General features: G+C 37.4%; 23 protein-coding genes. 16 read left to right on the forward strand and 7 right to left on the reverse strand.

Annotation, left to right across the window (positions count from 1 at the left end; translation table 11 throughout):
* Positions 1 to 142: 142 nt before the first annotated feature.
* Genes nuoE through PP176A_RS16245 form a run of 4 tightly spaced genes read left to right on the forward strand, consistent with a single transcriptional unit; the run spans position 143 to position 6164 of the window.
* On the forward strand, positions 143 to 682 hold the full coding sequence (nuoE, locus tag PP176A_RS10720; RefSeq protein WP_071140538.1) for an NADH-quinone oxidoreductase subunit NuoE: 540 nt from the start codon (positions 143 to 145) through the stop codon (positions 680 to 682).
* Complete coding sequence (locus tag PP176A_RS10725) at positions 672 to 2426, forward strand: NADH-quinone oxidoreductase subunit NuoF (RefSeq protein WP_071140474.1); 1755 nt, start codon at positions 672 to 674, stop codon at positions 2424 to 2426. The genes nuoE and PP176A_RS10725 overlap by 11 nt, the downstream gene beginning before the upstream one ends.
* A gap of 17 nt (positions 2427 to 2443) precedes the next feature.
* Positions 2444 to 6022 carry an NAD(P)-binding protein gene (locus tag PP176A_RS10730; RefSeq protein ID WP_071140475.1) on the forward strand — a complete coding sequence of 1193 codons (3579 nt, stop codon included), beginning with the start codon at positions 2444 to 2446 and terminating at the stop codon, positions 6020 to 6022.
* Positions 5997 to 6164, forward strand: a complete 168-nt coding sequence (locus PP176A_RS16245; RefSeq protein ID WP_159429060.1) for a hypothetical protein — start codon at positions 5997 to 5999, stop codon at positions 6162 to 6164. Before PP176A_RS10730 ends, PP176A_RS16245 begins: the two co-directional genes overlap by 26 nt.
* Before the next feature lie 72 nt (positions 6165 to 6236).
* Here the strand turns inward: PP176A_RS16245 and PP176A_RS10735 are convergent, their stop codons facing one another.
* The 6 genes from PP176A_RS10735 to PP176A_RS10755 form a co-directional block, all read right to left on the reverse strand.
* Entirely contained in the window at positions 6237 to 6557 is a 321-nt protein-coding gene (locus tag PP176A_RS10735; protein ID WP_071140476.1) for a hypothetical protein, read from the reverse strand.
* Between the two features lie 2 nt (positions 6558 to 6559).
* A complete protein-coding gene (locus PP176A_RS16060) occupies positions 6560 to 6760 on the reverse strand; it encodes a hypothetical protein (protein ID WP_143037687.1) in 201 nt (66 codons plus the stop codon).
* A gap of 137 nt (positions 6761 to 6897) precedes the next feature.
* Entirely contained in the window at positions 6898 to 8454 is a 1557-nt protein-coding gene (locus PP176A_RS10740; RefSeq protein ID WP_306341341.1) for an S-layer homology domain-containing protein, read from the reverse strand.
* A complete protein-coding gene (locus PP176A_RS10745; RefSeq protein ID WP_071140478.1) occupies positions 8408 to 9790 on the reverse strand; it encodes an alpha amylase C-terminal domain-containing protein in 1383 nt (460 codons plus the stop codon). Before PP176A_RS10745 ends, PP176A_RS10740 begins: the two co-directional genes overlap by 47 nt.
* 32 nt (positions 9791 to 9822) lie before the next feature.
* The gene (locus PP176A_RS10750; protein WP_071140479.1) at positions 9823 to 10065 is read right to left on the reverse strand and encodes a hypothetical protein; all 243 of its coding nucleotides are present in this window, start codon (positions 10063 to 10065) and stop codon (positions 9823 to 9825) included.
* A 2-nt stretch (positions 10066 to 10067) separates the two neighbouring features.
* Positions 10068 to 10322, reverse strand: a complete 255-nt coding sequence (locus PP176A_RS10755) for a hypothetical protein (RefSeq protein WP_083381917.1) — start codon at positions 10320 to 10322, stop codon at positions 10068 to 10070.
* A 194-nt stretch (positions 10323 to 10516) separates the two neighbouring features.
* Between PP176A_RS10755 and PP176A_RS10760 the strand changes: the two genes are divergently transcribed.
* Positions 10517 to 11209 carry a response regulator transcription factor gene (locus tag PP176A_RS10760; protein WP_071140480.1) on the forward strand — a complete coding sequence of 231 codons (693 nt, stop codon included), beginning with the start codon at positions 10517 to 10519 and terminating at the stop codon, positions 11207 to 11209.
* 3 nt (positions 11210 to 11212) lie between these two features.
* On the opposite strand, the gene PP176A_RS10765 is transcribed toward PP176A_RS10760, so the two are convergent.
* Entirely contained in the window at positions 11213 to 13153 is a 1941-nt protein-coding gene (locus PP176A_RS10765) for a sensor histidine kinase (protein WP_200796131.1), read from the reverse strand.
* A gap of 376 nt (positions 13154 to 13529) precedes the next feature.
* On the opposite strand from PP176A_RS10765, the gene PP176A_RS10770 reads away from it, so the two are divergent.
* From PP176A_RS10770 to PP176A_RS10810, 11 genes are all read left to right on the forward strand, one after another.
* A complete protein-coding gene (locus tag PP176A_RS10770; RefSeq protein ID WP_071140482.1) occupies positions 13530 to 14108 on the forward strand; it encodes a TetR/AcrR family transcriptional regulator in 579 nt (192 codons plus the stop codon).
* Complete coding sequence (locus PP176A_RS10775; RefSeq protein WP_071140483.1) at positions 14105 to 14389, forward strand: hypothetical protein; 285 nt, start codon at positions 14105 to 14107, stop codon at positions 14387 to 14389. Before PP176A_RS10770 ends, PP176A_RS10775 begins: the two co-directional genes overlap by 4 nt.
* 190 nt (positions 14390 to 14579) lie before the next feature.
* Positions 14580 to 15269, forward strand: coding sequence for a LytR/AlgR family response regulator transcription factor (locus tag PP176A_RS10780; protein ID WP_071140484.1), 690 nt, complete (start codon positions 14580 to 14582; stop codon positions 15267 to 15269).
* Positions 15270 to 15430: 161 nt separating this feature from the next.
* Entirely contained in the window at positions 15431 to 15622 is a 192-nt protein-coding gene (locus PP176A_RS16065) for a hypothetical protein (RefSeq protein ID WP_143037688.1), read from the forward strand.
* 153 nt (positions 15623 to 15775) lie between these two features.
* Positions 15776 to 15913: a hypothetical protein gene (locus PP176A_RS16250; protein WP_159429061.1), complete on the forward strand. Its 138-nt coding sequence runs from the start codon at positions 15776 to 15778 to the stop codon at positions 15911 to 15913.
* A 62-nt stretch (positions 15914 to 15975) separates the two neighbouring features.
* Positions 15976 to 17301: a radical SAM/SPASM domain-containing protein gene (locus PP176A_RS10785; protein ID WP_071140485.1), complete on the forward strand. Its 1326-nt coding sequence runs from the start codon at positions 15976 to 15978 to the stop codon at positions 17299 to 17301.
* Positions 17302 to 17319: 18 nt separating this feature from the next.
* Positions 17320 to 18435: a DUF4932 domain-containing protein gene (locus PP176A_RS10790; protein WP_071140486.1), complete on the forward strand. Its 1116-nt coding sequence runs from the start codon at positions 17320 to 17322 to the stop codon at positions 18433 to 18435.
* A gap of 72 nt (positions 18436 to 18507) precedes the next feature.
* Positions 18508 to 20157, forward strand: coding sequence for an ATP-binding cassette domain-containing protein (locus PP176A_RS10795; protein ID WP_071140487.1), 1650 nt, complete (start codon positions 18508 to 18510; stop codon positions 20155 to 20157).
* Complete coding sequence (locus tag PP176A_RS10800) at positions 20157 to 21266, forward strand: DUF4932 domain-containing protein (protein ID WP_071140488.1); 1110 nt, start codon at positions 20157 to 20159, stop codon at positions 21264 to 21266. Before PP176A_RS10795 ends, PP176A_RS10800 begins: the two co-directional genes overlap by 1 nt.
* Positions 21267 to 21496: 230 nt before the next feature.
* Complete coding sequence (locus PP176A_RS10805; RefSeq protein ID WP_071140489.1) at positions 21497 to 22762, forward strand: MFS transporter; 1266 nt, start codon at positions 21497 to 21499, stop codon at positions 22760 to 22762.
* Positions 22763 to 22875: 113 nt separating this feature from the next.
* Positions 22876 to 24003, forward strand: coding sequence for a DUF4932 domain-containing protein (locus PP176A_RS10810; RefSeq protein WP_071140490.1), 1128 nt, complete (start codon positions 22876 to 22878; stop codon positions 24001 to 24003).
* Positions 24004 to 24255 lie beyond the last annotated feature (252 nt).

Consider the following 24255-nt stretch of genomic DNA (forward strand, 5'->3'; position numbering starts at 1 on the left):
TATATTATTGAACTGATGAATGTAATGTGATAGAATGTGTAAGGTAGGAATATATTTAATTTATGCAAAGAGAAATGTTTTTATAATTATTAAATAGATAATGAAAAAAATTTTAAAAATAAAAAGAAAGGTAGGAATCAAAATGAGCAATTGCTGCGACGAAAAAAAACTGGAAGCGAATTTTAAAGATGAACAAGTAGATCTTTCGCTCTTAGATGAAACTTTAAATGAATTAAGTCATGAAAAGGGAAATCTCATCAGCATTTTACAAAAAGCTCAAGATATATACGGCTATTTGCCTTTAAGCGTTTTAAAGTATATATCGGCTGAAACGGGGGTTAAAAGAGCAACAATATATGGAGTAGCAACATTTTATACTCAATTCAGATTAAATCCTATTGGGAAATATTTGATACTCCAATGCCAAGGGACAGCCTGTCATGTTAACGGTTCTGATGAGGTGAGCAGGGCATTACGTGAAGAATTAAAAATAACTCCGGGAGAGACTACTCCGGATGGAATCTTTACGTTGGAGAATGTTGCTTGCCTCGGTTGCTGTAGTTTGGCACCCGTAATGATGATTAATGGAGAAGCTTATGGTAAACTGACTCCTGCTAAAGCAACAAAGATTATAAGAGATATATACAAAAAGGAAAGAGAAGGTGAAAAGAATGAAAATTAGGGTTGGTTTAGGCAGTTGCGGTATAGCTGCGGGAGGCGGAAAATTACTTGATATAATAAAAGACGAAGTTTCTAACGAAAAACTTGACATTTCTGTAGAACCTACCGGCTGTATTGGAATGTGTTTTTATGAACCAATTGTTGATGTTGTTGATGGGGGCAAGACTTACAGTTACGGATTTGTTGATGAAAAACTTGCAAGGGAAATAGTAGACAAGCATGTGAAAAATGGACAACCGATTGAAGATAAATTAATATATACCAGTGACGAACCGGCAGGTTATGTTAAAAAACAAGTTAAAGTTGCCCTTGAAAATTGCGGCAGGATAAACCCGGAAAACATAGATGATTACATTGAAAAGGGAGGGTATTCATCTGCAGAGAGAATTTTGAAATCCATGAGCCCTGAAGAAGTAATAGAGGAAATTAAAATTTCGGGATTAAGAGGAAGAGGAGGAGCCGGTTTTCCTACTTGGTTTAAATGGAATGCAGCTCGTCAATCTAAAGGAGATACAAAGTATGTAGTTTGTAACGCAGATGAAGGAGATCCGGGAGCTTTTATGGATAGAAGCGTATTGGAAGGAGATCCTCACAGAGTCATAGAAGGTATGATTATTGCCGGATATTCCATAGGCTCACATCAGGGGGTTATATATTGCCGTGCGGAATATCCCCTTGCAATTAAGAGATTGGAAATTGCCATGAAGCAGGCAAGAGAAAGAAATTACCTCGGAAATAATATATTTGGTTCTTCTTTTAATTTTGATATAAGGATTAAAAAGGGAGCGGGAGCTTTCGTGTGCGGAGAAGAAACGGCCCTTATAGCATCCCTTGAAGGGGAAAGAGGAATGCCAAGGTTGAAACCACCTTTCCCGGCTCAATCAGGTTATTGGAAAAAGCCTACAAATATTAATAATGTTGAAACTTATGCAAACGTACCTTGGATAATGCTTCACGGACCTGAAAAATTCGCAGAAATGGGTACGGAAAAGAGCAAGGGAACGAAGGTATTTGCTCTTACGGGAAAGATAAAAAACGGCGGACTTGTAGAAGTACCTATGGGAATGACTCTTCGTGAAGTAATATTCGGCATTGGCGGAGGAATAAAAGGAGACAAGGAGTTCAAGGCAGTTCAATTGGGAGGCCCTTCAGGAGGATGCGTTCCAAAGGAATTATTGGATACTCCCGTAACATATGAGGATATCGTCAAAACCGGAGCTATTGTCGGTTCAGGCGGAATGGTTGTTATGGATGAAACAACCTGCATGGTTGACATGGCAAGATTTTTCCTTGACTTTACTTGTAAGGAATCCTGCGGAAAATGTATTTATTGTAGAATCGGGACTAAGAGGATGCTGGAGATACTTGAGAAGATTACTAAAGGAGAAGCAACTCTTGATGATTTGGATGAACTTGAAAATCTTGCCGTTACAGTAAAAGACGGTTCAATGTGCGGACTTGGACAGACGGCACCTAATCCTGTTTTAACAACTCTCAGATATTTTAGAGATGAATATATTGCCCATATAGTTGATAAAAAATGTCCGGCAAAGAAATGTACTGCATTGCTGACATATAATATAGATCCACAGTTCTGCGTAGGATGTACTGCTTGTGCTAGAAATTGCCCTGTTCATGCGATTTCGGGCGAAGTTAAGAAAACTCATGTAATTGATCATGAAAAATGTATTAAATGCGGAAATTGTTTAAATACATGTAAATTTAATGCTGTAAAAGTAGATTAATAAAAGGAGTGAATGGAATGTCGGTTATAAGAGTTAATATAAATGGCAGAGAAGTGGAAACCACTGTCGGCAAAAGTATATTGGATGTCGCTGAAGAAAACGGCATAGATATTCCACATCTTTGTTATGATAATAGAATGGAAATATACGGTGGCTGCGGACTTTGCGTTGTGGAAATCGAAGGTATTCCGAAACTTCAAAGGGCCTGTGCTACTCCTGTAAGAGACGGAATGGTAGTAAAAACCCACACGGACAGAATAGTAGATACAAGAAAAGCAGCGTTAAGGCTTCTTGTGTCGGATCACAGGGGAGACTGCAGACCTCCTTGCGTATTGGCTTGTCCGGCTCATACGGATTGTCAGGGCTATGTAGGGCTTATTGCTAACGGTCAGTTTGATGAAGCCTTAAAACTTATAAAGGATAAGATTCCCGTACCGGCAAGTATAGGAAGAATATGTCCTCATCCTTGTGAAGATGCATGCAGGAGACAGCTTGTGGAAGAACCTATCTCAATAGCAAGATTAAAAGCTTTTGCTGGGGATATGGATCTTGCTGGAGAAAAGTATATTCCTGAAATAAAAGAAAATACAGGGAAAAAGGTGGCAGTCGTAGGCGCGGGACCTGCCGGCCTTTCAAATGCATTTTTCTTAAGACGGGAAGGCCATGATGTAACGATATATGAGGCAATGCCTCACGGAGGCGGAATGTTGAGATACGGAATTCCGGAATACAGGCTTCCCAAAGAAGTTCTTGATAAGGAGATATCCCTTATTGAAAAGATGGGGGTTAAAATCGTATATAATACCAAACTCGGTGAAGATATAAGCCTCGAATACCTGAAAAACAATTATGACGCGGTATTTATCGGAATAGGTGCATGGAAGAGTTCAAGTATCCGATGTAAAGGTGAAGACAAAAAAGGAGTCCTCGGAGGAATTGACTTTTTGAGGGAAGTCAGCACCAACGGGAAAGCAGAAATAGGGAAAAGAGTAGCAGTAGTAGGCGGCGGAAATACCGCTATGGACGTAGCGAGAACTGCCGTAAGACTGGGCGCCGATAAAGTAAGCGTGTTATACAGAAGAACGAGGGAAGAAATTCCGGCAGAGGATGTAGAAATTGAAGAAGCGGAAGAAGAAGGAGTGGAATTTAATTATTTAGTTGCTCCTATTGAGATAACGGGTGATGACAAGGTTACAGGAATCAGATGCCAGAAGATGAAATTGGGAGAGCCCGATGCATCGGGAAGAAGAAAACCCGTTCCTATAGAAGGGGAAGAAATAGTATTTGACGTGGATACTGTTATAGGGGCAATAGGCCAGCAGGTAACTTTGGGAAATATTAAGGGATTAAATGTAACCAAGAAAAATACTATTCAGGTTAAAGAAGGAACTTATGAGACAAACATTCCAAAGGTATTTGCAGGAGGAGACGTAGTTTCGGGACCGAAAATTGCCATAGAAGCTATAGCCCAAGGCAAGGAAGCATCCATTGTAATGGACAGTTTCTTAAGAGGAGAAATCAAACCTTTGGAAGAAAGTTATTATGTAAAACAAGATGATTTAACCGAAAAGGATTTTGCAGACAGAGAAAGAATAGACAGAGCTATATCCAATGTATTATCCCCTGAAAAGAGAAAGAACAATTTCCATTCCATAAATGAGACTATGACTGCTGAAGAGGCAATGAAGGAAGGCAGCCGATGTTTGGAATGCGGATGTAAGGATTACTTTGAATGTCAGTTATTTAAATATATTAATGAATATGATATAGACCCGGACAAAGCTCACGGAGAAAAACATAAGAGAAATAACGAGGATTATCATCCGTTTATTGAGAGAAATCCGGATAAATGTATACTCTGCAGCAAATGTATCAGAGTCTGCGATGATGTAGTGGGAGTTACTGCTTTAGGGCTTATTGACAGAGGATTTAATTCCATAGCAAGCCCCGAGTTCGGACTTCATTTGAGAGATACCGAATGTATTTCCTGCGGCCAGTGCGTGGATGCATGTCCTGTAGGGGCTATTATTGAAAAATCAGCTGTTAAGAAGCAAGTACCGGTGGATTTAAAAACTACTCCTTCAGTATGTACTTTCTGCGGAGTCGGATGTAATTTGAACCTTGAAAGCAAGGGAGAATACATTTACAGAACTACTCCGAGGGAAGACTTGGAGGAAGGCCTCCTCTGCATGAAAGGTAAATTTGGAGTAGATCATGTTAATAATAAAAACAGGATATTGGAACCGACGGTTTACGGAGAAAAGGTATCTAAGAATTTAGCACTAAACCATGTAGTTAAAAAACTTCAATCCATAAGAGGAATGTATGGCAAGGATAGTATCGGAGTACTTGTTTCCCCGAGATTTACTACGGAAGAACTGTTTGTTTTGAAAAAAATTGCCGATAAACTCGGCACATCTTTGACCGGGTCCTTTGTATTAGAGGGCGGAGACGGTTTGAAGAACTTGTTCGGATATAATGCATCTGCCAACGGATATGATGAGATATACAGCACGGATTTAATTCTTTCCTTAGGGAATATATATGAAAATCATCCTGTAATGGGGATGAAGATGAGAAGGGCATATAAAAAGGGAAAGAAAATAATATCAGTATCTAAAGAAGGAACAAGGCTTGATGATATTGCAGATATAAGTTATTCTCCGGAGGATAATTTGAATTTCTTAAAAGGATTGATAAAAGTACTCATTGAACAAGGATATGTGAACGAAAAGGAAATCGGAGAAAAATCCGTAGGTTATGAGGAATTGAAAAAGTGGGTAAAAGATGCATCTGTTGACAAGAATATTGAAGCTATTGCGAAGATGTATGGAGAAGCTAAAAAGGCAATAATAGTGGTTGAAGAGGATACTCTTACGGATGAAGCCGTAAAACTTTTAGGTGAAACTGCATATCTGACCGGAAAGATAGGAAAGGCTCACAGAGGAATTATTATTATGAGAGTTAAAAACAATAGTCAAGGAGCATGGGATGTGGGCTTCAGAACTTCCGGAAAAGAAGTGGCAGAGCTTATTGAAAAAGGCCAGGTAAAAGGCTTGATAGTTTTGGGAGAAGATCCTGTCAAGGCAGATAAAAAATTAAAGGAAACATTTAAGAAACTTGAATTCCTCGGAGTATTTGATATATTCAACACGGAAACAGCCAAAGAAGCAGAAGTTGTAATTCCTATCGGAAGTTCCTATGAATCTTCGGGAAGCTTCACAAGATCCGACAGAAGGATTCAAAAAGTAAATCCGGGAATCAAACCGAGAATAGGAGAAAGCAATCTTGAACTATTCATGGATTGGGCTGACAAGTTGAATATTGAATATAGGGATTTGGAGGATATAAGGGAAGATATATCCCATACTATCCCTGAATATAGCCAATTACTGAGCTTAGAAGACCAAAACAGAATATATTGGTCTGACAAATCCGTTTCAAAAGGATTGCTGTACGATAACGGGTTTGCCACAGAAGATAAAAAAGCTCATTTATTCTCAGGGAAAGACGGAAAGATGTACAGAGAAAAGAAAGTGTATGACACTATAGATATAAACCTTGAGGAATATGCGAAAAGGGAAGGAATCAGGTAGAAAGAAACAATATGAAAAACAGGAGAATGTAAACCGCGGGGACGGTTCTTTCGGTTGGGAAAATGGCCATAAGAACCGTCCCTTCGGTTTTTTGGCAGCGCACAAACTGATATTTATCAGCTTGTGCGCTGTTTTTGTTTAGAATTTTGTTTTTTTACAGTTGCTATAACTTCCAAAGTATTAGTAGGTAACAGGTTGATTCACTATAAATTCCTTATACGGATACTTCCACCGTAAAGCTGCTTTCGGCGTGTTGCGGATTGGCGATGTACAGGTTGCGATGATGCGTGTTGTCCGCAACATGGCCCGAGCGTATGTTTTTCAAATATACGGGGTCTTTTCCAGTCCTGTCTGCCTTAACGTCGAACACAATGTCTGTTGCTTCCGATTGTGTAGCCATATCGTAATCATAGTAGGCTTTGAATGTCAGCCTCGCATTTTCAGGAAAATCTGCCGTGGTGAAATTGTTGCTTGACCTTTCTTTTTGATCTCTCTGTGGTTGCTTTTCGCTAATAATTGTAACTTTTAGGTTCATGACTATAATCCTCCTTGATTTTTATTTGTACAGGGGAGAATTTTCCCCGAATACCAACGATGAGTTTTATTTTTTTTTCTCATGCCGTCCTCATCGATTTTATAACCGTCAATAATGGCATTCCGTGCAAGGGAGCCATCGGCATCGAAGTAGTAGTTTTTTTTCGTGCTGCTGTTGTCTATGTTCAGCCAGCCAGTGAGCAATCTTTTGCCTGAGTAATATTTCTAGTTGTCGGCGTCCTTAGCTCAGCCTGTTTTCAGAGCGCCGACGGTGTGAATGTCGGTGAGGGCTTTGCCCTCCTTATAGTTCGGCGTCTTTTATCGTCCAACCCTGAGAGGTATCAGGATCCAATGGTCAGCTTGATGTAGCGATAGAGCATGGATGAAACCTCTGCGCGGGTGGAGTTAGATTTCGAATTGAACTCGTTGCCTGTGCCGCCCATCATGATACCGGCCTGCTGCATAGCCGTTATCGCTATTTTATACATGCTTCCGATGCGGTCGGCATCCGCATAAATGGTCGCCTCATGGTTTACAGGCAAAGTGTAGCCGGTAGCTTTCGCATAGTTGGTGAAGACGGCTGCAATTTCCTCACGACTGATTGCTCTATCTGGAGCGAATTGACTGTTGCCGATGCCCTGAATGATGCCATTCTGATATGCCCATTCAATGTAAGGACGATAAGCGCTGTCTGTTTTTACATCCGTGAAACTGCTCTCCGTATAAAAATTCACATCTATGCACGCAAGCCTGCCAAGAGCCGTTACCAGCATTTCCCGAGTCATAACTGCATCCGGCGTGAAGGTAGTTGCCGATGTGCCGGAGAGAAGCCCTTTGCCTACCACATAGTCAATGCTTTCCTTACCCCAATGGGTTCTGATATCGGTAAATTTGGCACTTGGTGCAGTATAACCGATACCGTACAAAGAAAAATGGTTTGTGGTAAAGATTACGCAGTTGCTGTTAGCTTCGTAAGCGGAGCCTGCGATGCGGATGGCGTTTCCATTTGCGTCTACATAAACCCCATACAAGTAGCTGGTGACTTCGTCCTTTGCTGGTGTATAGGGAATGGAAACCGTAACGACACCGCCGTCCAAGTTGGATACCGTTTTGCCGGAACTACAACTTATCGTGATGTTATACACCGGTCTTGTGCCGATTAATTCCTTGGCCGAAGCCGAAAGATTCGTCTGCGGCGCAACGGCAATGTTGATATTGCCGCTGCCCTGTTCTCGAATTTCTGCCAGCGCCTTTTTGTCAAAGGCCATTGTCGCAGGAGAACCGTTGATTTCAAAACTGGTTACGCCTGCGCTCACAAGACTGTTCAGAGAATTTCGGGTCAGGGTTGCGGTAAACGCAGTTGCTTTCCTAGGCATGGTGATATTCAGCACCACGGAAATGCCGTTTGCGGTTTTGCCCTGGGATTTTGCGTCAGATTGTGCCTTGGCAATTGCGTCTGTGATGGTTTTATCCGGGATGGCGGCGCTGGCGGCCGCACCGCCTGTTCCTGATGTTGCCATTACGGATACGACCACTGTGACAGGCTGGTCAGGTTTCTTTTCAGGTATTGTTACAGCAGGTGTAGTCGTACCGCCGGCGAAAGAAGAACTGCCCGAAGAAGAACCGTCTGAGCTACCGCCACTGTTACCGCCGCCGCTGGTATAGGTTGTTACTGTTATGGTACAGGAAGCTGTGAAACCGCCGCTGTTGGTTGTGGCGGTGATGACCGCCGTACCGTTACCGATTGCCGTTACCCTGCCGTTTGTGTCTACTGTGGCGACCGCCATGTTGCTGCTGTGCCATGTTATGGTTTTGTCCGTAGCATTGGAGGGTGTGACGGTAGCTGTCAGATCAGCTGTACGGGGCGTTGTATTGCTGTAAAGAGATAGACCTGTTATGGTTCAGGGTTATTCCTGTCACAGGGATAATACCTGCCTGTATGGTAAGCGTACCATTTTCATGCTTTAGCATGTAATTTTTGGTTTTCTCAGGAAATAGCTCTGCTTCTGTTACAAAGGTAATCGGACTGTCTCCAGGAGTATTGGTGTCGCTGACCTCACACTTTGCCACCGCTTGCCGGGAAATGGAATTATTTTTAGTATCAGTACCTACAAATCCAATATAGTTTATATAGATATCTTCTGCTGATGGAAGTGAATCGCCTTGGGATATGATATAATTTATGGGTTTTACCGTAATTTCCTTTTTCCTGATAGAAAAATCAACATCAAGAGTTCCGGTGTAATCTGATTCTTCCGGTATGGACAAGGTGACGGTATAATTCCCGGCATCGCTGGGCGGAGTCGCGCTCTCCCCATATTCGGTGCCGTTTCTTCCTTTGTAGGAATGGTTCAGTACACCTTTGTAATTGCCGGCATCCGGCGTACCGGTGTAGCCTTGCTGCGGAGTTCCGGAATATTCATCATCTGTTCCGGTGACACCGGTAATGCTGACGGGGATTTTGTCAACGGCTTTTACAGTCAGCGTAAAGTCGCTGTCTTCATATAATATGCCACCGTTGATGTCCATGGCGATGTCCTCCGATGCGCCGTTTGCCTGGCTTGACGTGTCGAAGGTTAGCATCCATTTCCAGTTTGTTGATTCATTCCGCTCAGTGACAGGTGTTCCTGAAATCAAGCTGTTTCCCGTTGACTTCACAGTATATTCCATATCGCTTGCGGGCAAATCAGGCAGATTGTAGACATATTTCTTGGTTTCCTGATTGGCTTTTACAAAAACAGTATCTGACCTTTTGCCGTCATACGCCATTTTTGTGATGGTGAGTGTTGTTCTCTCACTCTCTACCTCGGCGCAACCCTCCGCTTTTAATTTACAGTAAAGTCCGTAAGCCCCGGGCAGAAAATCTGAGGGAATAGTGTAGGTGTCAGCAGCTGTCCATTGAGTTGCATTATAGCTATAACTGTCATTGTCAATCCACCACTGGTACTCTATAGGCGCATCGTTGGTAGCGGTTGCCGTGACGGAGATTGTGCCGGGGCTTTCACCATAAGGCGCAGTCAGACTTGACGTGGGTTGCTGTGAAATCTGAATCTCCCCCGCCTCATAGCTCATTGGTTGAACGGCTCTACGCGTCATCAGCGTTACCGCTTCCGCCACGGTTACGCTAATTTGGGGTGCGGTTACATCCTCAGCAAACGCTGCTGCCGGCAGCAGGGTTAGTGCCATGCACACGGACAGAAACAGGTTTCCGATTCGTTTAACTGTTTGGTTCATATTTTGCATTACCTCCATTCTTTGCGGTGGAATCAAGATTCTGCTTCGTTCTCCAGCATTTCCATGATTTCATCCAGTGTCAGGCTTGCACCGTTGGCCCAATAGACACGTTCTCCGTCCGTCTTTGGGCGGAAAAGCTCCTTAATCTCAGCAAACAGTGGGTCATCGTGCTTGGAGGCAAGTTCCAGCACGATGATGCTGCCGTTTGCCAGTTCTACGGAAATACATTCGGATTGCTCATCAAGTGCCTCCACCTTTACAATTTTTTTTGCCATACTTATGTCTCCCTTGCCATTTCCATGACTTCTGAAAGAGATAGCCGGGGGCCATCCCGCCAGTAGATGCCCTCGCCGTCCGTTTCGGGGAAAGACAGTTTCCCGTTTCGGTATAGGCGCAGAAAGTCAGGATCATCCTGCTTGGATTTCAGGGAAAGCAGCAGGACCTGCCCGTTGTGGAAATGAATATCCAGCAGTGTGCCAAGCGTTCCCCCTTCGGGGTCGGCACAAGTTGCAACATAGCTGATTTTCGCCATGTTCTTTTACCTCCTTATGTTCGTTCCTGCATGATTTCCTGCGGAACTATTTTAAGTGTAGCGCAACCGTTTCCTCCTGTGTAAATTGCTAAGAAATCTTAGCAGTTTTTTTGAAAAAATTTTTCGCTTACCAAAATCGTTAAAATATGGTATAATTTTAGGCAGAAAATTCAAAATGGGATCGGGGTGATGAGATGGAAAAGGCGAAAATACTGATGGTCGAGGATGAAGTGAACGTGCTTTTCATGAACCGGGAGTATCTGGAGAACGAAGGCTATGATGTGGTAAGCGCATCTACTATCGCCCAGGCGCGATTTCTGCTTGAGGAACACGCCCCTGACCTGATTCTACTGGATGTGATGCTGCCCGATGGCCTGGGTTGGGATTATTGCATAGAGCTGCGCAAAAAAACCAACGCCCCCATCATCTACCTGACAGGCAGGGATGAAAATGAGAGCGTTGTAAAGGGCTTGCTTCGAGGCGGTGACGATTATGTCACCAAGCCCTATGATATGAACGTGTTGGGCGCCAGAATAGCAGCGCAGCTTCGCCGAGCCGGAATCACGGCGGAACGGATACTTGAGCTGCCGCCTCTTGTTATAGACACCTTGACCGGAGAAGTAACCTTATCCGGCAGTCCCGTGAGTCTGACAAAAAAAGAATTGCAGTTGCTCATCTGTTTTGTGCAGTTTCCCGGGCAAAGGCTCAGCCGAGAGGAAATTTACCGCCGCGCCTGGGGAGAATCCGCCGACAACACTTCCCGGACTATCACGGTACATATCACTAATCTACGCAAAAAGCTGGGCATGGGCGTAGAAAGGGATGGTTGGTTTGAAATCCGAAGTAGCGGTAAAGAAGGGTACATCTTCAGCAAGGTACGGTACTGAGCGTCATGCAACGGGGATGGTGAAGCGAAAGGTTGTCCCTTTTCCTTCCTCGCTTTCCACGGAAATCGTTCCGCCATGGGCCTCCACAATGTGCCTGCAGATATAAAGACCAAGTCCGGTGCCGGTATCCTGACCGCTGCCGGATTTTTGTTTTGTCACATACCGGTCAAAGATAAAGGGCAGTAATTCCCGGATGATGCCTGTTCCGGTGTCGGCCACACGGATTGCCACAAAGTTGCCTTCCTCCTTTGCGGACACGGTGATCTTTCCGTCTGCTGTGAAGCGGACAGCATTGGAAATCAGGTTGGCAAGCACCTGTGAAACACGGACGGGATCGGCCAGCACATCTGGTAGTCCTTCTTCGATCTGCACCTCCAAGCGGTTATTGTTCTTGTTTAGCATGGGGTAGTAGGTGGAAATGGCGACGTTGATGAGTTCGTCTGCGCCGCAGACCTTTGTTTCTATATTCATGCGTCCTTCTTCAATGCGGGTTATGTCGAGAATTTGTCCTACCATAAGTCCAAGTCTCTTAGCTTCGGAGGAAATGACTTTCATTTTTCCGGCTGCATCGGCGGTTTCCGGCGGCGATGCCAGAAGTTGCCGTTCGGCGTTTTGTGCATAGCCGGAGATTACCGCCAACGGTGTTTTCAGTTCATGGGATATATTTCCTAAAAATTCCGTTTTCATCCTGTCTAGGCTCTCCAAAGCGGCTTTTTCTGCTACCAACTTCTGTTCCACTTCTCTGGCTTCGGCCAGTACCCGGTTATTCATCAGATACAGGGAAAAAGCTTGCGCCAGTGCGAAAATCAGCATAGTCGCCTCGCTGACCGGTCGGTTTACCTCCGTATTGCCGAAAACGTCAAGGTACATTACAATATCTGCCACAGCAGAAAGAAAAAACACGGCAATACCGTACAGCGCCACCGCCTGCTCTTTGGCGGGACGGCGTAGCTTCCAGAACAATCCGGCAACGCCCGGAATGATGCACAAAAGGAGCAGCAGTTGATAATATTTCAACACAGAGGTATAGAAAATTGAATCACCAAACAGTACACATATGCCGTAGATGCCGGAGCCGACGAGAGCGGTATATTGAACGCTTTTCAGAAATTTTTCCAATGCATATTGTCCAAGATATAGGGAAAGAAAAATCGTCAGCAGTACTACGCTTAAATATTCCAGCATAAAGGAGATGTTACCGGAAATGGGGAAATACGTCCACGCCTGACTTTGCACACATTCCCGCAGGGACATGGCAATACAGGCCATAGCAAAATATAGAGTTGCCTTTGTGTGCGCCAGCATCAGATAAATACCCATCAGCGATACTGCTGCACTCAGCAGCGCACCCATGACTAACAGGCCCTTGATACGATCCGAAGCAAAGGGTTCTGTGTCCACACCTGCCTTGCTCAGGCTCAGTATCGCGAGGGAAGCGCCTCTCTTGGCATGATAAAACTGCGCACTGTGAAGAATGATGTCCATTTTTCCGTTTACGGCGGCAGCGCTGAAGGTAATATTGTTTTCCCAAATCTCCGTATCTTGCTTTGTGGTTCCGGGATGTCCGGTTTGAGCAGCCAGCCTGCCGTTCACATAAACACGCATGGCATGGCGGCCGGACAGTTTGAAAGTGAGAGTATATGTATCGCTGTTGTTAGGAAGGAGCAGAACAAACCGCTGGGAGAGATAATCCGCCCTGATTTTATCGTAACGGTCAACGTTTTCAGGTATGGAGGTATTCATGCTTTCAGGTGTCAGGTAGATATTAGGGTAGTAAGTATTGCCGGGAGCAAGGCGGATCAGGGTAACATCCGAATTTGTGATTCCGGTCAGGTCGTAAACGCTATTTTGCTCCGTAACTGTGACACTTTCGGGGTTCTCCGGCAGCCTAACAAGCACCATCAGCGCAAGAACCGTAAGAAACGCCGCCAGTATAACATTCAAAAGTTTATGCTTATAAATGAAATTTTTGATACACAGCGCCTCCTTTCTCGGCTGACTATCTTTTTATATTTCATCACGGCTTCCTCTCCATTTCGTTGTCTTTTCCTCTATTATATTTCCTGTTTGAGAAATAATCAAGCAGCAAAGAGAGTTGAAGTGAAAAGGTCGTACCAAAAGAAAATGAACAAGTAGAAGCAAAGCCTGCAGGACAAAGCATTACTTTTGCTGTTGCGGAAACTGAAACGGGAAATCAGTACTGGGCAGGGCAAAATGCTGAATGTCCTAGTAACAAATATTTTTGTTATTGACAGAACAATGTTCTTTTAATACAATAAATTTAGAGAACATTATTCTGTATATTAGAAAGGAGTAAATTATGTCACGAATTGTAAAACCGCCTGATATAAGAAAACAAGAGCTTATAGATATCGCTCTAAAACAATTTTTAGAAAAAGGATATGAGAGAACGTCCGTGCGTTCTATATTGAAAGAGGCAAATGGGGAAATAGGCATGTTTTATCATTACTTTGAATCAAAGAACGAAATATATGAGGCGGCTCTGGAGAAATATAACAAAAAATATATTGATAAAGTTGATAAGATTATTAAAGATCCGGTTTTATCTTTTGAAGAAAAGTTGGATTGTATTTTTGAAGGATTGTCAGAATCTCTTTTAGAGCATAGTTTAATGTATACTGAGAAAACAAATCCTGATATCATGAGTATTTTACATTCAATGACTTTGAAAAAAATGATCCCTTTATTTGAAGAACTTCTTATTGAAGGAGTCAAAGAAAAAAAGCTGCATACTCCGTTATCGGATATCCATCAATTGACCGGTTTTCTTTTGTTTGGAGTAAGTGCTATTATACACGATGATACGGAAGATGACATGAATATCAAAGGCAGAAATATAAAGTTGCTTTTAAACAAAATTTTGGATACAAAGGTATGAACAGTGTAAACGAGGCAATGTATTATAGTGTTCCCATTATTGCTATTCCTCTGGCAAATGACCAACCAACTATTGCAGATAGGATTGTCGAACTTAATCTCGGAATACGCTTAAATAAAAGAGCTTTAACTCCTGAGCAGCTTAGAGATACTACAATAGCTGTTTTAAATGATGTAAATATACGTTCCAAAATACAATTGATGAAAGAAACCGTGAGAAATGCTGGAGGAAGTCCATATGCCGCACTGGAAATCGACAAGTATATAAACAAACGGCAGTAATCATGAAATGAAGGATATGTTTCTGCGAGATATAAAAAAGTGAAAAGTAACTTGTTATATACTTATAAGTATGAATTAAGAAAAATTCATATTTATTTTAATTTTTTTAGAGGAAATGTAAAAATAATGTAGAATTTAATATTACCAAAAGTAAAAAAATTTAAAACATCGGGGAAAAGGGGGTATTTAAATGAGTAATCTGCTGATTGCGGAGGAGGAATCAGCTGTTGCTGAAAGTCTGGCAGATACGGCAAGATATATACGCAATGATTTAAATATCACTATAACAAAACATGCCAAAGAAGCTTTAAAATATATAAAAATCAATCATTATGACTTGTTTCTGCTGGGTATGGAATTTAAAAGCTGTACGGGAATTGAACTGGCTAAAAAGATAAGGGAGACGGAAAATCATAAATTAACGCCGATATTTTTTATAGTTTCCGTTCCCGTGAAGAAATTTGATATATCAGGAATGAGCTGCAGTGATATTAAGCTTTTACCGGAAAGGGAAATAAGGAAAGCCTTGGAAGTATTTGACGGTGAAACCGAAAAAGATGATGACCGCAAAAATCATATTGTATTATATCATAAGGGACATAGCTATGTTATAAATAAAGGAGAGATTATTTATATCGAATCAAATAAAGGTTCCGTATTTATACACACTATTAATAAAGAAATTGAAGTCCCTTCCTATAAATTTACCATGGAAAGGCTTATGGCCCAATTGGCAGAAGGCTTTGTAAGATGCCATAGAGAATATATAGTAAACACAAAATACGTAGAAGAATTTGAAGGTACAGATGTGATCAAACTTAAAAATGTAGGTATTGCTCTTCCTATCGGAAGGAAATACAGAGATTTTTTTAAAAAGTAGAACCCATATAACAAAAATATCCTTCACCTCCGTTAAAGTGACGTTCGATTAGCCGTAGATGTCGTTCACACCGATGGAGGTGTTGTTCGTTTAAAGTATATTGATATATTTTTATAAGATGATAAAATTAAAATTAGGAAAACGATATAGGGGTTGGAAAAGTGGTAGTGAAGTTATTTAAAAGAAGGTGTGTGATCATGGAAATTATTAATGCAGGAATGATTACTCCGGATTACCATGCCAACTGTCCAGACAATGGTGGTTGCATTACAAATTGTCCTGTAGATTGTATTCATTGTGTTATATATGAATCAAGTAATAATATAGAGGATTTATGTGTTCTCAATATTTAATATTATATTTTGTGTAAATTATATAAAAAATATTCGAACTATTCGAATTAATTAAAAAAGAAGGGATAATCAATTTATAATTTTATAAATTGATATAATTAATAACTTAAGCTATTAGACCCCAATTAAAAAAAAGAAAGGAGGGTTGAGATTATGGAAATTATTAATGCAGGAATGATTACTCCTGATTACAATGCACCGTGTGAAGGAGATTTTAGTTGTGGTACTAAGTGTACAGTACATGTTCCAGGTTGCATATATTGTGAGAAAATATGTATTGTTCATGCTTAATGACATAGGCATTTAGGATCATTGATCCTAAATGCCTATAAATAAAGAAAGGAGTTGTGGCAATGAAATATAAAGAATCTTTTTATAATATAGAAATTGATAGAACCGATAATTTTGTTCTTTTATTTAATTCTCTCCGTTGTGTATACGTAAAATTAAATGAAGAGTATTATGGAAGACTAAAAAGTATATCCTTAACAGATATCGATTTGGAAAATGATGTTATTACCAAGGATCTTTATAAGTATGGATTAATAATAGAAGATGATGTTGATGAAATGGATATTTTGAAATTAAACGGAGAAATATCAAAATACAATAATTTAGGCATGGGATATACGATTGCAGTGACGATGGACTGTAATATGGCTTGTCCTTACTGCTATGAGAGACACGATAAAACAAATATGACTATAGATGTGGCAGATAAAATAGTTGATAATGTTAAAAACAATATAAAGGACAAGAAATTTTTAGATATTTGTTGGTATGGTGGAGAACCGCTGCTGGCATTAGATATTGTTGAATATATGAGCGAAAAGTTAATAAAAATTTGTGAGGATAATGATGTACCTTATTATTCATTTATTGTAACTAACGGATTAAAATTGAACAGGGAGACTGCCGAGTTATTAAAAAATAAATGTAAAGTATCCGGTGCCCAAGTTACAATAGACGGGCTTGAAGAAACCCATAATAAACGTAGGATTTCCTTGGATAAGAATATTAACAGTTTTAATACTATAGTCAATAATATAGACAGCATTAAAGATTTTTTCAAAGTGTCAATAAGAGTAAATGTTGATAAAGATAACAGTAATGAGATTGATAAATTGTTGGATTATTTTTTGTACGAGATGAATTGGAAAGATGAAAAAAATGTAAATACTTATATTGCCAGAGTAGAGGATAAAAATAGATGTTCCTTAGCTTCTTGCTATTCTGTTCTGGATTTCAATAAGATTGAACAGAATTTTGTGGATAAATTGTTTGAATTAAACAGAAAATCTATTAAAAATTTTTATCCGAGGTCTATGGCAATTGCCTGTGGAGCACAGCAACTGTATGGTGCGGTTATTGATCCACATGGGAACTATTATAAGTGCTGGGAAGAAGTTGGTATAGATAAGTATAAGGTTGGAAGTGTTGGCAAAACTTCAAGAATAAATAAGAATTTTTTAAAGTACATTTATATGGATATTCCGGATGAATGTAGAGAATGTAAATATTTATCGTTATGTAACGGAGGGTGCCCTCGTACGAGATTATATAATGGTAACAAATCCTGTTGTTACAGAAATTTGGGAATTATGAAAGATATATTGAAGAAATATTATATCGTTTGGTCGGAAGAAAAGAGAGAAGGTTCATTGCCGGAAGTAAAATAGAAGAAAGGGAGTTCCATAATGAAAAAGAAAATAAGCAGTATTTTAATTATAATTTTAGCTATATTGGTTTTCATATCCGGCTGTGAAAAAGAAATAAATGTAGTTAAATATGGGGAAGGAAAAGTAACCGTGTCAGTAGACCCGAGGATTGAATTGATTTCAATCATTCAAACCCTCGCGGGAGTTAAACATCTTACAAGATTAACATTTGACTATAAAGATGATGTACTGGATTATTTTAATGAATATAAAGATCATCCAGCGGTAAAACTGTTTAAAGAATATGATTCAAAAGGGTTTAACTATCAAAGACCTATGTATTTTATACTCTGCTGTAATTACAATAAAGGATTATTATCGTTTGATGAAGAATTATATAATAAACAGGATCAACTTGATTTTAATATTTTTTCAAAGGATAAAAATAAAATAGATAATTTCATTCATCAGTTAAACGATTTCATCAGTGCAAGCAAATTTGATAATTTTTTTGATTCAAACAAGAACCGCTATGCTGGTTATATATCCAATTATGAAAAAATTGTTAATATTGTTGATGCTAAAAAAAGATTGGAACAGTATTACGGTGTTGGACAAAAATCATATAATGTCATTTTAGTACCTTTGATATTAGCTGGGGGATATGGAATTAATATAAAAAATGAAGAAAAATTAAATGATATATATTGTATTATGGGACCTATAGATATGAAAAATAACGATCTTTTATTTTATATAGAAAATCTTCCGAAATATATAGAATATCATGAGTTTAGTCATTCGTTTGTAAATCCCTTATTTTCTAAGAATAAAAATAAAATAAATGAGAACTATAAATTAAGTAAATTATTGGAAAAAGTAGGAGGCGATATGAAAAGACAGGATTATGGAAATATAGAAGGATTTTTAAATGAACTTATAGTAAGATCCGTAGTAGCAAGACTTATTAGCAAATACGAAGGAGAAGAGGATTATAAAAGAGTAATAGAGCTTGAAAAAGAAAATGGCTTTATATATATAGAAGAAGTATGTGATTCCCTTGAAAATTATGAAAAAAACAGAGATAAGTATCCGACATTTGAATCCTATTATGGTGAGATAATAAAGTGCTTAAGCAATATTGAGACAGAATAGTACAAATATGAATAAATATCAAATATGATTGAAAATCAATATAATGTGACTATACGAAGGTGTGACTGAACTATGATAATAAACGTATGGAAAAATTTTAATAGAGTGAAGATAAAAAATATTATCTATTTTATTTTATGTATGATATTGGAATGTATAATAATTTATAGGACGTTTATCCTTGGAAGGTATATTGATGCATTGATACAGATGGATAAACGATATATATATGATTTTACCGTAAAATTCATAGTGCTTCTTTTACTGTCCATTATTATTACATATTTTTTAAGAATTTTGTCAACCATGATAATAAATGATGTAGAATATTCAATAAAAAACCAAGTCTATGAACATTTGATGAAGGTTCCCAATAAAAATATCGTTAAGGATTCAGCTCATCTTGTCAGCCAAATTGATACGGACTGCAAAACCGTATCGAATTTTACGGTTAACAGTGTGATTTCTATATCGGATGCCATATTTAAGTCTGTCGTTATCTTATATATAATGATAAATACGGATGTAGGGATTTCCTTAATGATCATTTCAATCATTTCTTTAAGTGCGATTATATACTTCTTATTGAAAAAATTAATCTACAAGAAATATCTATCTTTAGTGGAAGAAGAGAATAAATATTTTTCATTTCAGAATAAATATTTGAGATTTAAGGAAACCATATCACGAAATTCGTGGTATGAGTTGTTTTCGAAAAAATTTGCAAGCAGATATAAAAATAAATACCGTAAAACCCTGGAGTTTGTTCATATTGACACCATGTATTCACAATTAATAAATGTTATGACAAATATTTGTACTATTATACTGATTTTTTACGGCGGTCTTAGAATTATTAATCATGAAATGACTTTGGGGGATTTTACGATATTAAATAATTATCAGTCTAATTTGCTTCAGGCACTGGTTGTTATTTTTTCTTTCGGAAGCGAGTATCAGAAAGCTTTGGTTTCATATAATAGATTAAAGGAAATCTTTAATATTGAAGAAAATAAAGACGGCGTTGTGAATATACAATCCGTAGATTCAATAAAAATATGCGGGTTATCGTATAAAATTGAAAATAATGTACTCTTTGAAAACGTAAATATCAATTTGAAAAAGGGTAATATCTACTGTATATCAGGTAAAAACGGTACGGGAAAATCAACTATTTTAGATATATTATCCGGAGTAAATCATGACTATGAAGGAAATATATATTATAACGGTATAGATATCAAAAACATATCCGTTACGGATACACGAAAATACAATCTTAGTTTTCTTGAGCAAGAGCCGGTTCTGATAAGCAATGATTTATATGAGAATCTGACTTTGGGATTAGATAATGTTGATAGAAATAAAATATTGGATTTATTCAATGAACTGTTTGAAAAACCTATGGAGGAGTTCTGTAAAAGGGAAGATGCATCCCTTCAAGACGAGTTGAAAATGTCCGGAGGAGAAAAGCAAAAGGTTTCTCTGATTAGAGCTTTATATAAACCTGCCGATGTTATGTTGTTAGACGAGCCCACTTCTGCTTTGGACAGTAAATCCAAGATAAAATTGATTAACATATTAAACCGTTGCAAAAAAGAAAAAATAATAATTATAATAACCCATGACAGAGATTTACTGAATATAGCAGATAAAGCATTCAATTTTGATGATAATTTTTTATCGGAAAGTCATGAAAACAGAAAGGCGGCATTTTCATAATGAAAAGGAAAATAAACTGTATTTTAATTATAATTTTAGCCATATTGGTTTTCATCTCTGGCTGCGAAAAAGAAGTAAATGTAGTTAAATATGAGAAAGGAACAGTAACCGTGTCTGTAGACCCGAGGATTGAATTAATCTCGATAATTCAAACTCTCGCGGGAGTTAAACCTCTCACAAGATTAACATTTGATTATAAAAATAATGTATTAGATTATTTTAATGAATATAGGGACTGCCCTGCAATAAAATCGTTTAAAAAATATAATTTAGAAGGGTTTGGCTATGGAAAGCTGATTTATTTTATGCTTTGCTGTAATTATAATAAAGAATTATTATCATTTGATGAAAAATTATATAATAAACAGGATCAAATTGGTATTTTTTTTAAGGATAAAAATAAAACAAACGATTTCATTCATCAATTAAATGATTTTATCAGTGTAAGCAAATTTGATGATTTTTTTGATTCAAACGAAGATTGTTATAGAAAGTATGTGGCTGCTTATGAAAAAATTGTTGATATTGTTAACATTAAAGAAAATTTGGAGCAGTACTATGGTATTGAACAAAAATCGTACAATGTTATTCTGGCACCTCTAATACAGGCGGGAGGATATGGAATTAAAATAGAAGATGAAGAAGAATTAGATGATATATATTGCATTATGGGACCTATAGATATGAAGAATAATAATCTTTTATTTTACATAGAAGATTTACCAAAATATATAGAATATCATGAGTTTAGTCATTCGTTTATAAACCCATTAGTTTTTAAGGATAAAGACAAAATAAATAAAAATTATAAATTAGTTAAACTGTTTAAAGAAGTACAGAGTGATATGCAAAAGAACTCAATTGGAACAGTAGAGACTTTTCTAGATGAATATATAGTAAGAACCGCAGTAGCAAGGCTTATTAACAAATATGAAGGAGAAGACTATTATAGGAGAGTAATAGAACTCGAAAAAGAAAAAGGTTTTATATATATAGAAGAAGTATGTAATTCCCTTGAAAATTATGAAAAAAACAGAGATAAGTATCCGACATTTGAATCCTATTATGGTGAGATAATAAAGTGTTTAAGCAGTATTGAAACAGAATAGGATAAATACCAGTGAAGTAATGTAACTATTCTAAATGTCATGGTTGGATATTTAAATGATGATGAAGCTACTTCTAAAGTTATAAAAGATGGCTGGTACTATACAAGTGATTTGGGCAAAATGGATTATGATGGGTATGTATTTATTTAGTTGGAGAAATGAATGTATAAATTCATGTAATAATGTTTTAGAAAGCGCTGTTATTGGTATAGAAGCGGAGATGATTTTTTATGAATATAAAATTATTAAAGCAAAAGGATTTTTTCCTGCTTATGTTTGGAAATATGACATCTCTTATAGGAACATCAATGCAAAATTTTGCATTGGCGCTATATGTTCTCGCTATAACACATTCAACTATCAAATTTGCTTCAGTTACAGCTATAACAATAATTCCCAAACTTATTTTCGGACCAATTTCCGGGGTTTTGGCAGATAGGTTTAATAGAAAAGGAATTATGATTGGAACGGATTTAGTGAGCGGCATTGTAGTTTTAATATATTCAGTTGTTTTTTACGTAAAGGGTAATTTAAATTTAATAGATATATATATGATTGTAATTATACTAACTACAACATCGGTTATTGACAATCCTGCGGTTCAAACTGTAATTCCGTCCATAATGAAAAAAAATGAATTAATAGATGCAAATTCCATAAACACTTTGCTTATGACTATTTCGGATATATTGGCACTTACTATTGGTGCAATATTGTATGATAATTTTGGAATAGGTATTATATTTATATTAAATTCCATAAGTTTTATAATTTCGGCTATTAGCGAAATTTTTATAAACATACCTAAAGATAATGTAAAGAATGAGAAAACAGATTTAAAGATATTTATGTCAGATTTTAAAGAAGGTATGAATTATATTAAAGGAGAGAATTTGATATTTAATCTTTTGTTTATAATGATTTTTATAAATTTTGCATTTAATCCTATATTTAAAATTGGTCTGCCGTATATTTCGACAGAAGTTTTATCAGGTAACGGCATGCAATACTCGATGCTTCGTATAACTATAATTATTTCCGGAATTATTGGCTCAATAATATCCGGAAGAATATCCAAAAAATTTGGAATAAACAAGCTTTTATTTTGGAGTGGAATAGCCATATCGGTAGCAATAGGTTTACTTGCAGTGTTTGTTTCAAAACCCTATTTAAATATTTTTGCGACTAGCATAATACCTTTTATAACGGTAATCATAATTTGCTTTATAATAATGATGATAGCTACATTATGCAATATAGTGTTTGAAACTGTGATACAAAAGACAGTTCCTCTTAATATGATGGGCAGGATACAGTCGGTAATATCTATGGTATGTACAATAGCAGTTCCGTTGGGAGAATTATTTTTTGGTGCAGTTGTAGATGTTACAAATCCAGCACTTGCAATAGGAATATCATCATCCATAATATTGATGACTATAATCCTATTTGGGAGAAGGTTTTTATATAAGAGCCAAGACCAACCTAAATTTTAATTTATAAATAGCACATAAGGACAGAAGTTATATTCTGCAATGCTAACGTCTGGTCGGAAGAAAGGAAAGAAAATTTATTGCCGGAAGCAAAATAGAAGAAAGGAAGTTCCATAATGAAAAAGAAAATAATCAGTATTTTAATTATAATTTTAGCTATATCGGTTTTCATCTCTGGCTGCGAAAGAGAAGTAAATGTAGTTAAATATGATAAAGGCACAGTGACCGTGTCTGTAGATCCGAGGATTGAATTGATTTCGATCATTCAAACCCTTGCAGGAATTGATGATCTTACGCTATTAACATTTGATTATAAAGATAATGTATTAAAGTATTTTAAAGAATATAAAGATCATCCTGTAGTAAAATTGCTTAAAGAGTATGGTTCAAAAGGGTTTAACTATACAAAGCCCATGTATTTTATGCTTTGCTGTAATTACAATAAAGGGTTATTATCATTTGATGAGGAACTATATAATAAGGGACAAGCTGAGATTTTTTTCAAGGATAAGAACCAAATAGATGATTTAATTCATCAGTTAAATGATTTTATCAGTGTAAGCAAGTTTGATAAATTTTTTGATTCAAATAAGAACCGCTATGCCGGTTATATATCCGATTATGAAAAAATTGTTAATATTGTTGATGTTAAGGAAAGGCTGGAACAGTATTATGGGGTTGGACAACAATCATATAATGTTATTTTGGCCCCTTTGATAATGGCAGGGGGATACGGTCCTAAGATAGAAAGCAAGAAGAATTTATATGATATATATTGTATTATGGGACCTATAGATACGAAGAATAATAATCTTTTGTTTTATATAAAAGATTTACCAAAGTATAAAGATTTACCGAAATATGTGGAATATCATGAGTTTAGTCATTCATTTATAAATCCCTTATTTTCTAAGAATAGAAGCAAAATAAATGATAACTATTATAAATTGAATAAATTATTTGAAGAAGTACAAGATGATATGGCGAATCAATCATATAGCGGGGTAGAAACTTTTTTAGATGAACTTATAGTTAGATCCGTAGTAGCAAGACTTATTAACAAGTATGAAGGAGAAGAATATTACAAAAATGTAATAGAGTATGAAAAAGGAATAGGCTTTATATATATAGAAGAAGTATGTAATTCCCTTGAAAATTATGAAAATAACAGAGACAAGTATCCGACCTTTGAATCCTATTATGGTGAGATAATAAAGTGTTTAAGCAATATTGAAGTAAAATAAAGGAGTAATAGGCATAATTATCACTGTTCTTAGTATTATCGGCTTGTAATATAGCCTAAATTTTTATAAGGTCAGCAAACAAATCCATTTTACCTGATATTTCAGGAGAAGAAAATATCTAAGGTGTGAAATGATTTTAGGTAGGTTGATGGACAAAATAAAACCTCTGGTCACGCTGGAATGGAGTGGTTCTTGAATTGTAAAGTCAAGGGAAAAGCTGTATAATTAAAATTAAAGATTTAATGTACATTC

The organism is Sporanaerobacter sp. PP17-6a, from assembly GCF_900095615.1.
Classification (GTDB): Bacteria; Bacillota; Clostridia; order Tissierellales; family Acidilutibacteraceae; genus Acidilutibacter; species Acidilutibacter cellobiosedens.